General features: G+C 68.3%; 7 protein-coding genes. 2 read left to right on the top strand and 5 right to left on the bottom strand.

Going from position 1 to position 12,880, the window contains the following annotated elements; genetic code table 11:
- Positions 1-60 precede the first annotated feature (60 nt).
- Positions 61-1,542, top strand: coding sequence for a lipopolysaccharide biosynthesis protein (locus tag DS837_RS23615; RefSeq protein WP_149166966.1), 1,482 nt, complete (start codon positions 61-63; stop codon positions 1,540-1,542).
- Between the two features lie 169 nt (positions 1,543-1,711).
- Here DS837_RS23615 and DS837_RS23610 read toward each other — a convergent pair whose 3' ends face one another.
- The 5 genes from DS837_RS23610 to DS837_RS23585 form a co-directional block, all read right to left on the bottom strand.
- The gene (locus DS837_RS23610) at positions 1,712-4,192 is read right to left on the bottom strand and encodes a cellulase family glycosylhydrolase (protein ID WP_149166965.1); all 2,481 of its coding nucleotides are present in this window, start codon (positions 4,190-4,192) and stop codon (positions 1,712-1,714) included.
- Between the two features lie 229 nt (positions 4,193-4,421).
- A complete protein-coding gene (locus DS837_RS23605) occupies positions 4,422-5,348 on the bottom strand; it encodes a class I SAM-dependent methyltransferase (RefSeq protein ID WP_149166964.1) in 927 nt (308 codons plus the stop codon).
- 146 nt (positions 5,349-5,494) lie between these two features.
- The gene (locus DS837_RS23600) at positions 5,495-6,763 is read right to left on the bottom strand and encodes an endo-1,4-beta-xylanase (RefSeq protein WP_149166963.1); all 1,269 of its coding nucleotides are present in this window, start codon (positions 6,761-6,763) and stop codon (positions 5,495-5,497) included.
- Between the two features lie 190 nt (positions 6,764-6,953).
- Positions 6,954-9,275, bottom strand: a complete 2,322-nt coding sequence (locus DS837_RS23590; protein WP_247890095.1) for a GumC family protein — start codon at positions 9,273-9,275, stop codon at positions 6,954-6,956.
- 63 nt (positions 9,276-9,338) lie between these two features.
- Positions 9,339-10,031, bottom strand: coding sequence for a WecB/TagA/CpsF family glycosyltransferase (locus DS837_RS23585; protein WP_145679165.1), 693 nt, complete (start codon positions 10,029-10,031; stop codon positions 9,339-9,341).
- 548 nt (positions 10,032-10,579) lie between these two features.
- On the opposite strand from DS837_RS23585, the gene DS837_RS23575 reads away from it, so the two are divergent.
- The gene (locus tag DS837_RS23575; RefSeq protein ID WP_149166961.1) at positions 10,580-12,880 is read left to right on the top strand and encodes a helicase-related protein; all 2,301 of its coding nucleotides are present in this window, start codon (positions 10,580-10,582) and stop codon (positions 12,878-12,880) included.

Raw genomic sequence — 12,880 nt, 5'->3', positions numbered from 1 at the left:
CGGAATTGCGTTCGCGGGTGCGGCAGTGCCGCCCCACCGGAGTTCTAGGCGGAGTTCCTGATGGCGTCCGAAGCAGCGACGATCTTGAAACACGGTTGGCTGTTCATGCTGGCCAACGTGGTGAACCGGGCTGCCGGGCTTCTGCTCCTGCCGCTCTACACCCGGCTTCTCAGCCCTTCCGAATTCGGCGTCTACGCGCTGGTGGTGGTGGTCGCCGACCTGCTGGCGGTCATGTTGATGATCGGCATGAACAACGCCTTCACCGCCGTCTATTTCGAGCACGCCGAGGAGGGCGACCGGCGGCGCGTCGCCAGCACCTGCCTGCTGGCGGTGGTCGGCACGTCGGTGGCGATGGTCGGGCTGGCCTGGCCGCTGGGCATGGCGGGAAGCTGGGCGATGTTCGGCGACACCGGCCACGCGGCGGTGATGGCGATCGCGCTCGCCGGCGTCGCCCTGACCACCCTGTTCGAGCTGGCGCTGGCCTATTACCGGGCGCGCAAGCGGTCGGGCCTGTGCCTGCTGGTGTCGCTGGCCAAGGTGGTGGCCCTGCTTGCCTTCAACCTGCTGTTCCTGTGGGCGCTCGGCCTCGGGGTGGAGGGCATCTTCCTGGCGAACGGCGCGTCCTTCCTGGCGCTCGGCCTCCTGCTGGTGGTGGCGATCCTGAAGGACACCGGGTTCTCCTTCTCCTTCCCGATCCTGAAGCGGGTGGCGGCGCTGGGGCTGCCCTACGCGCCGCAGTCGCTGCTCGACATCGCCAACAACTTCGTCTCGCGCTGGCTGCTGAACATCCTGCTGTCCACGGCGGCGGTGGGGCTGTTCGCCTTCGGGATGCGGCTGTCGCAGATCCTCTTCATGTTCCTGACCGCCTCCTTCCTGCAGATCTGGTCGGTCAGCCGGCTGGAGGCGCAGCATGGCGCGGCGGACCACGGCCAGGCGGACTTCGTCTTCCACCTGTTCGTCGTGCTGCTGACCGGGGCCGGGCTGGGGCTGGCGCTGACCGCGCCGGAAATCCTCTGGCTGATCGCGTCCGCCGACTACACGCCGGTGCTGACCAGCATGCCCTTCCTGGTGCTCGCCTATGTGCTGCACGGGGTGCGCATGAACCCGGAGGTGGCGATCCTGAAGGCCAAGCGCGTCGGCGTGCTGCCCTGGATCTCCGCGGCCAGCCTCGCCGTGGGGTCGGCGCTGGCCCTGGCGCTGGTCTGGCAGTGGGGCCTGCTCGGCGCCGCGCTGGCCAATCTCGGGCGCGAGGTCTTCCAGATCGCCCTGACCGAGACGGTGCGCCGCCGCATCTGCCGCGACGAGGTGCCGCTGAACGCCGTGCGGATCGGCTGGATCCTGGTGCCGGCGGCCTTCGCCTACGCGGCGGGCTGGTACCTGTTCGGCACCGAGGTCGATCCGGCCTTCACAGCGGAGAAGGTGGTGCTGGTGCTGGTGTTCCTGGCGGCGGCGGTGTTCGGTCCGGGCATGGGGTCGACGGGCCGGGCGATGCTGGGCAAGCTGCTGCTCGGCCGTGTCCGCCGCCTGCAGTCGGCGTCCTGAAATTTCCCTCTCCCGCTCCGGGAGAGGGAAGGGGCCTACGCAAAGCGTGGGAAGGGTGAGGGTGCCGCCAAGGATCGGCGCCCTGATCCTCGTCCGACCCTCACCCGCCCGCTACGCGGGCACCCTCTCCCGGGGCGGGAGAGGGGTAGTTTCACCGCTTTCGCGGTCGTTACGCGGCCTGATGCTCGAGCAGCAGGTTCGCGGCGTCCACCGTCATCATGTGCGAGAAGTCGATCGACGACAGGTCGATGGCGGACTGCACGCCCACCGACTGCACCGTCGCCGTGTCCTGGGCCAGGGTATGGGCCAGCAGGTCCGCCGACAGGGCCTGGGCGGAGCCCGGCGGGTTGATGGTGCCGATGCCGGTCCCGTCGGCGATGGTCGCCTGCGTCGGGTTGGAGAGCTTCAGGTTGAAGGTCTCGACACCCTCCGTCACGTCGTCGCTCAGCACCTTGACGGCGACCGTCTTGGTGGTCTCGCCGGCGGCGAAGGTCAGCTTGCCGCTGGTCGCCAGATAGTCCGATCCGGCCTTGGCCGTGCCGTCCGCCGTGGCGTAGTCCACCGTCACCGTCTGGCTGTAGGCCTGGGACAGCTTCACCGTGAACACCGCGTCGGTGGTCACCGGGCTGGCGGTGCTGCTGCTGTACAGGCCGGACTTGATGGCGTTGTACTTGTTGTAGTCCACCTTCCAGCTGTCGTTCATGATGCCGCCGGTGTCGCCCGATCCGGGGCTCCAGGCCCAGTAGGTCCAGCTCGCCCCCTGGTCGCCCGCGGCGAGATCGATCTTGCCGTCGCCGTTCCAGTCGCCGTTCATGTACTGGATCAGCTTGGGCATCCACGCCTTGTCGATGGCGGTTTCCATGCGGCTGCCGAACTCGCCGACCAGGATCGGGGTCTCGTCGTTCTGGATGAAGTGGCCCCACATCTGGTCCCACTTCGCCGGCATGTTGTTCGGGAAGTTGTTGGCCTTGAACCAGTCCATCATGTAGAGCGACGGGCCGTAGTCGTGGACCGAATAGACCAGCTTGCCCGGCTCGTTGAACTTGACCTCGTAGTTCTTCTCGCCCAGCAGGTTGCCGCCCCACCAGTACCACTGGTTCTGATAGGTCTCGACGCCCTCGACGATCAGCAGCCAATCCTTGTTGACCGACTGGATGGCGTTGCCGATGCGCTCCGCGGCGCGGGCCCAGTCGTTCGGGCCGCCGTCGCCCCAGGTGGCCGGGTTGTGCGGCTCATTGTGCAGGTCGGCGCCGATGACGGCGTCGTTGCCCTTGTAACGGGTCGCCAGCATCTTCCAGTTTTCGATCATCTTCGATTCCGGGTACTGGCTGGTGTACCAGAGCCCGTTCTCATTGGCCGACGCGCCGTCGCCGGAGCGGTGGTGATCGAGGATGATCTTCATGCCGATCTTGTCGGCGTAATCGATGATCTTGTCGAAGACCTCCAGCGAGGTCTTGCCGCGCAGGTCGGGGTTCTTCGAATAGTCGATGCCGGTCGGCATGCGGCCGTTGTCGAGCATCGCGTCGGAGTAGGGCAGGCGGATGGTGTTGAAGCCCAGATCCTTCATCTGGTTCATGTGGCTCTGGTAGCTGTCCATCCACAGCCCCTGCGGCGCGAAGGCGTAGCCCTCGGACCCGAACCAGTTCACGCCGGTCAGCTTCACGGCCTTGCCGCTGCTGTCCATGATCTGGCCGCCCTCGGTGTGCAGGAAGCCCGGCGCGATGCCGGCGGTCTTGCCGGTCGGCTCGGTCACCGACACGTCGCTGACCGACAGGGTCGGCTTCGTCGGGGCGGGGGGCGGCGGCGGGTTGGTCGGGGTGGTCGGCGTCGTGGAGCCGGGGAAGAAGCTCTTGTCGGCGTCGACCACCAGCGTGCCGTTCCACCACAGGCCGGACTGGCCCTTGACCACGTCCTTGCCGTCCAGCGCGCCCTTGTCATAGGTGACGTTGCTGTCCGTGGGCAGGACCGACTTGCCGTTGATGGTGATCTTGTTGACCAGCAGGTTGCGGTCCTGGCCGTTCACCGTGGCGTCGTTGTCGTACTGGATCTGGACCTTGTGCGCCTGGTCCGCCGTGGCGTTGATCGAGAAGGCGTAGTCCTTGGCCGAGGCGCCGGCCATGCCCTCGCCGACCTTCTTGCCGTCGATCAGCAGGTTGAAATGCGCGTTGACGCCGCCCGCGGCGTTGCCTTGCAGGTTCAGGATGACCTGGGTGTTGCCGGCGGGGGCCGGCGGCGTCGGGACCGGGAAGTAGTCCTTGGTCAGGGCGAAATCGAGCGAACCGTCCCACCACATGCCTTCCTGGCCGGGGATCACGTCCTTGCCGTCGGAGGCGCCGCGGTCGTAGCTGACCAGCGAGCTGGTGGAGGCGACGGGCTTGCCGTTCACTTCCAGCGACTTGACGAGCAGGTTGCGGTCCTGCCCGTTCACATAGCCGTCGTTGAAGTAGACGATCTGAAGCTTGTGAGCCTGGTCCGGAGCGACCTGGGCCTTGAAGGTGTACCGGCCGTCGCTGGTCGAGCTGACCGTCGCCTGGCCGAGGTTGACACCATCCAGGAGCAGCCGGAACTGCGGCCAGATCCCGCCGGCAGCCTGCCCCGAGGCGTTGACGACGAAGGTCGTGTCGACGAGACCCGTGGTGGTCGTTGCCATTGGAAGTAACCTCTCTCCATTTTCGGTGGAGCAAAGGTGGCGCCCAATTGGTTAACGAGGTATTTCGGATTTTAGGGAAATGCTGCTCAAAAGCCACGGTGGGCTGTGAAAAGAATGAGGCGCGGAAATCCGCCTTCGCTGCGGTTTCCGCGCCACAGTGGGGCTTTGCGGCCACGAGGAGGGGGAAGTGTAAAGTCTTGTTACAGAAAGGTTTCCGGAATCGGCGGCTTCAACCCTCGTGACTTTTGTGAGCCACCATGAAGACCTCCGGGCGGAACAGGTAGAGCTGGCCGAGCTTGCCGAGCTTGCGGCGCAGGGTTAACGGCATCGCCCCCATGACGGATTCCACGGCCTTCACATAGGCCAGATAGCCGGCGCCGGAGCCGTGGATGGGCAGGCGCTTGCGGACCGCCATCGGGGCGACATAGACGGCCTCCATCCGGGCGAAGCCGGCCTCGCGCAGGGCGCGCTCGGTTTCGCTCCAAGTGTATTCGCGCAGGTGCATGCAGATCGGCTCGTCGAGCCCGAAGACCTCCGACAGGTCCATCGGCCCGGCGTGCTTGTGCGGCATGCTGAGCACGTAGCGGCCGCCCGGCTTCAGGATGGCGTGCACGTTGGACAGGTGCACGGACACGTCCTCGGGGTGGAGATGCTCGATGACGTGGGTGGAGACGACGGCGTCGTAATGGCCGCGCGGCTCGAACTCGGCGAGGTTGACGCCGTCGCAGCAGCGCCACGTCACGTTGGAGCGCTCGTCGGTCCAGCGCTCCCCGCGCTCGCGGGTGATCTCGGTGGCGACGCAACGGTGGCCGTGGCGGGCCAGATAGGTCAGCAGCCGGCCCTTGCCCGACCCGACCTCGTAGACGTCCCGCGCGCCCTTGAGCAGCGTCAGAAAGTGGCGGAAGTCCAGCTCGTCGTTCTGCGCCGCCGTGTCCACCGCATCGTTCAGCCAGGGGCACTCGCTGTAGAGGGTGGTGTAATTCCGCTCGAACACCGTCCAACGCTCTTCGCGGCGGGAATCCAGCAGCTCGCGGGCGAGCTGGCGTTCCAGGTCCCAATGCTGGCGGACCATGGTTTCGCTGAGGGGGTAGTTCGGGGCCAGACCGAACTTCCGCTTGTAGCGGGCGACCAGCTCATCCGACGTCAACGTGTCCACAGATCACCTCGTTGGGAGAAACGCCGCTGTTCCGATAATCTAAGGACGCTGTCGGAAATCCTTACAGGCGCGGACGGCGGAGCGGGCCACGCGATCGGGCGGGGTAGCGGGACCGGAAGAGGTACCGCACCGCTTCCCGACCGGCCTCAACCAGACCGGTTGCGCCCGCGCAGCGCCTGCACCGACGCCTCGTACAGCGGCAGTGGGCGCGACGCCGCGTCGTAGGGGGAGGGGTGGGGCTTCAGCTCCGGCATTTCCCGCGCGATGTAGTTCAGGTCGGAGCGCAGGTGCCACCAGCACAGCTCGGCCAGCCGCGCGTTGCCGGCGATGTCGCCCAGATACTGCCCGGCCAGGAAGGCCATGGCGCGGTCCTTCTCCGCCCGCGACCAGGAGCGCGGCAGATGCTTCTCGTTCACGTCGAACTCGGTGACGTGGATTGGCAGGCCCAGCCGGTCCATGGCCCGCAGGAAGCCCTTCATGCCCTCGCGGTCGTAGGGCTTGCCGGCCATCAGGTGGCTTTGCAGCCCCACCCCGTCGATCGGCACGCCGCGCTTGACCGCGTCGGTCAGCCAGGTCTGGAAATAGGCGCGCTTGCGCTGCTGCCAGCCCTCGTCGATCTCGATGCCGAACTCGTTGATGACCAGCTTGGCGGAGGGGAATTCCTTGCGGATGTGGTGGAAGAAGGGGTCGAGCCACTCCGGCCCCTTGGCGCCGCCCGCCACCACCCACCACATGCCCTTGCGGAAGCCGTAACGGTCCTGCTCCTGGGGGTGGCTGCGCTCGGTCTCCCAGAAGAAGGCCTCGTTCATCACGTCGATGCGGTAGAAGCTGTCGCCGTAGCGTTGCTTGACCGCCGCGACCATGGCGGTGAAGCGCGGCCAGTAATTGTCCTCGGACAGCGTGCCGTCCGCCGAGAAATAGGCGCTCTCGGCGATGCCCAGCGCGCGCTGGCGGCTCGCCGGCAGCGTCATGTAGTCGGGCATGCCCATGTGCTGCCACAGGGCGCAATGCCAGTTCGGCTTGGCGCCGATGCGGCGGGCCAGTTCCACCCCGGCGTCGAAGCGGCCCCAGTCGAAGTTGCCCTCCTGCGGCTGGAAGACGGCCCATTTGCCGCCGTTCTCGGGCGTCACCACGTCGCATTCCCGCGCCATCAGCATGTCGAGCATGGGGTCTTCCGGCTCGATCAGATGGTCGCGGGCGGCGCCGTGGAGGATGCCGGCGGCCCGGCAGGCGTCGCGCAGGGTCGGGTTGGGCACGACGTTCGACACGGCGGCCGACGCCGCCTCGGCGACGGATGGGCCGGCGGCGGCCTTGCAGCTTGCCAGCACCGCGGCGGCTGCGGCGGCGCGCAGCGCGTCGCGGCGGGTGAAAGAGAAGGGTTTGGGCGAGGTGGCTTTTGGCGAGGTCTGGGCCATGGGCGTCGGGCCTCGTGTTGTTTGGAATGAAATGAAAATTCCCTCTCCCGTCCCGGGAGAGGGAAGGGGCCCGCGCGATGCGCGGGAAGGGTGAGGGTGCCGCCGAGGATAAGGCTGTGTCCTCGCGGTACCCTCACCCGCCCGCTTCGCGGGCCCCCTCTCCCAGGACGGGAGAGGGAGGAGACGTCGCTTACGGCGCGGCGCGCAGGGTCTGGTCGCCGTAGTATTTCCGCGTGGCGACGTAGCTGTTGTACGGACCCTGGTAGCCCTTGCTGGCCGCCTTCTTCAGGTTCACGTCGGTCATCACGCAGACGAACTTGCTGTGGTCGATCGGACCCAGGTCGGCCACCGCGTCCAGGTCGCTCGCCGTGGTGTGGCCCCAGCGGGTGACGAAGAGCACCTTGGAGGCGGCGCCGCAGACGATGCGGGCATCCGACACGGCCAGCGCCGGGGCGGTGTCGAACACCACCAGATCGAAGCTGGGCGACAGGCCGGCCATCAGCTGCACCAGGCTATCGACGTTGAAGCGGTCCAGCGTCATCGGGTTCAGCTTGCCCGCCGGAACCATGGCGAAGGGCACGTCGTCGGAGGTGTGGACGATCTCGTCCAGCATGGCGTCACCGGCGATCCAGTCCGACAGGCCCTTCTTGGTGGACAGGTCGAACAGACCCTCCATGCGGGAGCGGCGGAAGTCGGTGTCCACCACCACCACCCGGCGGCCGGCCTGGCTGGCCACCTGGGCGACGGCGAGCGTCAGCGAGGTCTTGCCGTCCTGCGGGCGGGCCGAGGTCACCGCCAGAGCGCCGACCGGGCCGAGATCCGACAGGTGGTTGCGGAACAGGGCGCGCAGGGATTCGCTGAACAGCGAGAAGGGGTGGCGCTGGAAGATCTTGTAGAGCCGGCCCTTGGCCCCGCGGTCGCTGTGGTGCGGCACGATGTGGACGGTGCCGACGCCCAGGATGCGGCGCACGGCGTCCGGGGTGTGGATGCGGCGCTGGAGAAGCTCCAGACCGAAGACGCTGAAGATGGCGAGCGCCAGGGCGGCGACGAAGCCGGCCAGCAGCAGCAGGACGCGGAAGGGACCCGACGGCTCGTGCGGCACCTGCGGCGCGGAGACCAGCTTGACGGCGGCCGGGAAGGCGCGGCTGTCCTTCTGGGCCTCGACCTCTTCCAGACGGCCCAGCAGGCTGTCGAGAAGCTGGCGCTTGGCGGTCGCCTCGGACTCCAGGGTGCGCAGCGGGATGGCCTGCTCCTGCATGGTGGCGTAGCTGCCCTCCATGCGGGTGATCATCGAGCGGAGCGCGGTTTCCTGCTCCACCGCGACCTGGGCGGCCTCGCGGACGCCGTTGATCTCACGGCGGATTTCCTGCTGGAGCGAGGAGTTGGCCTCGTTCAGGCGGCCCTGAAGCTCGACGATGCGCGGGTGCTTCGGCCCGTACTGGCGGGACAGCTGGGCCATTTCCGTGGAGATGGCGGCGACCGTGGCGCGGAGCTGGGCGACGACCGGGGAGGCGATGCTGCCGCCGATGGCGTTCCAGTTGCCGGCCTTCAGGTTGCGCTCCAGCGTGTCGGCCTGGGCGACCGAGCGGGCGCGGATGGCCGAGGCCTCGCTCAGGCGCAGGCGGGTCTGTTCAAGCTCGTTCTGGGCCATCAGGCCGGTGCCGCCCTTCAGCAGGCCGCCCTTGACGCGGGCCTCCTCGACCTTGGCGTCGGCCTCGGCCACCTCCTTGCGCAGCAGGACGATGCGGTCCTGCAGCCAGGAGATCGCGCTGGTCGACAGGTCGCGGTCCATCTGCTGGCGGGTTTCCATGTAGCGGCGGACGATGCCGTCCACCACGTCGCGGCTCAGCTGCGGCTCCTTGGAGGTGAAGCGCACCTGGATCACGCGCGACCGGCCGACGATGGCGACGTCGAGCTTGCGGTGGATGCGCGCGATGATCTGGTCGTTGCCCAGCGCCGCGTGCGCCTCGCGCGCCCGGATGTCCTGCGCCACCTCGTCGCCGTGGCTCAGCAGCCAGGCGACCGGGGCCGGCGGAGTGCCCTCCCAGAAGCGCCCGGCGAGGTCGCGGCCGTAGGCCACCACGCGCTCGACGAGCGGCAGCGTCTCGTCCTCCTGCGCCGGCGGGTTGAATTCCGGATGCTGGGCGAGCTGGAGATCGTTCACCACCTGGTTCAGCACCTGGGGCGACTTCAGGATCTCGATCTCGCTCAGGATGGCGGCGTCCTCGGTGGGGATCGCGCCCACCACCTGCTCGACCTCGCGGACGACGCGGACCTGCCGGTTGTCGACCAGCAGAAGCGCTTCGGAGGTGTACTGGTCCTTGAGCGTGGAGACGCCCAGAGCCGACAGGCCGGTCAGCACCACCACGATGGCCGCGATCAGCCACTTGTGGCTGCCCAGCACGCGCAGGATGAAGCGGAAGTCGGGACCCATGGACGGGGTCTGGGATTCGAACTCGCTGCGCCGGGACGGGCCGGGGGAGGCGGGCCATGCCGGAACCGGAGCCGGCATGTTTCCCGGGTTATGCCCGCCGTGATGGCCGCCATGATTGACTTGGGGCAGATTTTCCACGTCTCAAAGCTCCTTATGCATGGGCGCTGGTGCTGGGGCGCTGGACGAACGCATGGCGGCACGGCGCATAAGCATGACGGTGTGGGCGAAGCCGAAAGCGCCGACGCAATAGCGGCGAAACAGACGGCGGGGCTCCTGGACCAACCGGAACGCCCATTCCAGCCCGATGCGCTGGACGGCGGCGGGGGCCCGGGTGAAGCGCCCGGCGAGGAAATCGATGATGGCGCCGCCGTTGATGATCAGCACCTTATGATCCAGCGCGCGCTTGAGCTGGGCCGCGACCTCTTCCTGGCGGGGCATGCCCATGGCCAGGATGATGACGTCGGGCTCAATCTCCCGCGCACGGGCGATGTAATGCTCCACGGAATGGAACCCGTGCTGGGCATCGACATAGTCGTGCGGGGTCCGCTCCTTCAGCCGCTCGATCCCCTCGTCCAGCCAGGGCGCCGCGGTGCCGTAGACGGCGACCCGCCGGGGCGACAGGTGGCGAAGGAGAAGCGGGATGAAATCGGTCCCGTTCATGTTCAGCCCGACCGGCTGGTCGAGCCACGGCAGAGCCGTCTCCAGCGCCACCCCGTCCCGCAACAGGACGTCGGAGGCGCGGAAGGCCGACCACGCGGCGGAGGACCCCGCGCAGAGGTTCACGCCGTGAGCGTTGAGGAACGACAGGATGGTCGGACGCTCGACGGCTGACAATGTCTTTATCAATGCATGGCGCTCGTCCTCGCAAGAAATACACCGTATTCTCTCGATCAGTGCCAGGACGTCACGAGGGGTCGGCATGCACATCTCCTAACCAAATCTGCGAAGCGACGACGGTTACGTTGTCAGTGCAACGATGATGCCCGACGGTTTGCGGTGCAGTAAGACGATATTGCTTGCTAACACTTTCGATTGGTGGCAGCCGGTAAGACCGTTACCGGGTACCCCTTTCGACACGACCGCCGGACAACAGGGAATGATGTGGCTGGCACCGCCCCTTTTTCGCAGCGGTGGGATGGGAGAGGGGAAAGTTCAGGCGAATTAGCCCGGCCACGCCGGTGGAACCCCTGAATCGGCTTGCCCTATCCTATGGCTCCGACCATATAGGTACGCCCGTGGGGCGCCGGTGTGCAGAATAGGGGGTGGGCGTCCGCCCCGCGGCGCGGCACTGTTCGAGATCCGGCAGAGCCCCCATCAGACCCCCAGCCTCTTGAATCCCCAGGCCGATCTCTCCGGGGGCGGCGACGGAAGAAGACCAGTCCATGAGCAACGACGAAACCACCCCTCGCCAACCGGGCACCGCCGACGAATTCGACCGCCGCGACGCGCTGCGCGCCATCGCCGCGGTGGTGCGTGGCGACGGGATCGAGGTGGACGCCGACAGCACCCCGGCCCGCTGGTCGGTCGCCGTCGTCCACGAGGTGGTCGTCCCCGGAACCGACCGGAAGCTGAAGCTGCGTTTCCGCGTGGCGCTCGGCCCGCTGCCCGACATCGAGGCGGACCTGTGGGGCCTGATGACCGCGGAGGAGGGCTTCGGCCGTCCCCAGGCGAAGGCGCTGGGCAAGCGGGTCAAGGCGGCCTGCCTGTCCTCCGCCGCCATCGAGAAGGCGCGCGGGCGGGTGGACGGGTGGTTCGCCTCCATGGCGCAGCGCGCCAACGGCTTCGGCGAGGCGTGGCGGCCCAAGGGCTTCGCCGACGAGTTGGGCCGGGTGATCGGCTTCGGCGGGCGCATCCCGCGCCTACAGACCCTGCTGGACGCGCTGGAGGAGGCCTTCTCCACCGCCGCCGCCCGCGCCGGCCTGAAGGTCCGGCGGGAGCGGCTGGAGAACGCCTCCGGCCTCGGCGTCTATCTCGACAGCTTCGCCACGGCCCGCGCCATGGTGCGCAAACTGCGGCTGTTCGTCGGCCCGACCAACTCCGGCAAGACCCACGCCGCCATGGACCGGCTGGCCGAGGCGCAGAGCGGCTGCTACCTCGCCCCGCTGCGCCTGCTGGCGCTGGAGGGGCAGGAGGCGCTGGAGACGCGCGGGCGCCCGTGCAGCCTCGTCACCGGTGAGGAGCGCGACGTGCGGCCCGGCGCGTCCTTCACCTCATCGACCATCGAGATGGTCAACACCTCGAAGGTCTGGGGCGCCTGCGTCATCGACGAGATCCAGATGATCGGCGACCCCGACCGCGGCTGGGCCTGGACCCAGGCGGTGGCCGGCGTGGCCGCCCCGGAAATCCTGATGACCGGCTCCGCCGACGCCATCCCCTACGTGCAGCGCCTCGCAACCGCCCTGGGGGAGGAGCTGGAGGTCGTGGAGTTCACCCGCAAGTCGCCGCTGCGCGTGCAGGAGGAGCGGGTGCCGCTGGAGAATGTCCGCCGCGGCGACGCGGTGATCGCCTTCTCGCGCAAGGACGTGATGGGGCTGCGGCGCGAGCTGCTGGCCCGCGACCACACGGTGGCGGTGATCTACGGCGCCCTGTCGCCGGAGGTGCGGCGGGCCGAGGCGCGGCGCTTCCGCGACGGCTCGGCGGACGTGCTGGTGGCGACCGACGCCATCGGCATGGGGCTGAACCTGCCGGTCGCCCGCGTCGTGCTGTCGACCACCCGCAAGTATGACGGGCGGGAGGAGCGCGACCTGAACTCCTCCGAAATCCGCCAGATCGGCGGGCGGGCGGGGCGCTTCGGCATGCACGAGGAAGGCCGCGTCGCGGTGCTGGAGGGGGAGAACATCAACCCGGTGCGCCGGGCGCTGACCACCCCGCCGGTCCCGCCGGAGGACCCGCGGGCCTGGATCAGCCCCAACCTGACCCATGTCGAGGCCATCGCGCGCGAGTTGGACACCGACAGCCTTGCCAAGGTGCTGCGCACGGCGGGGCAGGAGCTGCTGCGCGCCAACCAGACCTTCCGCATGACCGACCTGGAGCAGCGCATCCAGGCCGCCACGGCGGTGGACCGGGCGAAGCTGCCGCTGGCGGAGCGCGACATGCTGGCGCGCTGCCCGATCGACGTGCGCGACCAGAACAATCTGCGTCTGCTGGCGCTGTGGGCGACGAACCAGGGCAAGGGCGTTGCCAATTCCGCCCCTGACGCCGCCGAGCGCTTCCACCACCGCGTCGGCACCGACGTGGAGCTGGAGAAGGCGGAGCGCGCGGTGAAGGAGCTGACCGCCTACGCGTGGCTGGCCTACCGCTTCCCCGACGCCTATCCGGACATGGACCTGTGCCAGGAGCGCCGGGCCATGCTGAACGCCTTCATCGAGCGGACCTTGGCTGAACGCTCGCTGGCCCGCGCCTGCCCGGTCTGCGGCACACGGCTGAAGGCCAACCACCGTTTCCGGGTCTGCGACAATTGCTACGCCGGGCGTGTGGAGGAAAGGCAGGGTGAACGGCATGGCCGTCGCGGTGCCAACGGCGGGCCGCGCAGGGATGGCCGAGGCAGCGCGCCGTCGGACAACGCATCCGGTCAGCCGCAACCGCCGCAGGGTGGGCACCCGCACTTCCACCATCCCTTGCCGGGCCGCAAGCGCGGGAAGGGCGGTGCCGGTCACCGCGGGCGGAGGCCGGCCTCGTCCTAG

The organism is Azospirillum brasilense (assembly GCF_008365405.1).
Lineage (GTDB): Bacteria > Pseudomonadota > Alphaproteobacteria > Azospirillales > Azospirillaceae > Azospirillum > Azospirillum brasilense_D.
This window is presented reverse-complemented; position numbering and strand designations above follow the sequence as displayed.

Coding starts and splice junctions, on each gene's coding strand:
- DS837_RS23575 (WP_149166961.1), top strand. CDS start 10,580: ATGAGCAACGACGAAACCACCCCTCGCCAACCGGGCACCGCCGACGAA.
- DS837_RS23615 (WP_149166966.1), top strand. CDS start 61: ATGGCGTCCGAAGCAGCGACGATCTTGAAACACGGTTGGCTGTTCATG.
- DS837_RS23600 (WP_149166963.1), bottom strand. CDS start 6,763: ATGGCCCAGACCTCGCCAAAAGCCACCTCGCCCAAACCCTTCTCTTTC.
- DS837_RS23590 (WP_247890095.1), bottom strand. CDS start 9,275: ATGCCGGCTCCGGTTCCGGCATGGCCCGCCTCCCCCGGCCCGTCCCGG.
- DS837_RS23610 (WP_149166965.1), bottom strand. CDS start 4,192: ATGGCAACGACCACCACGGGTCTCGTCGACACGACCTTCGTCGTCAAC.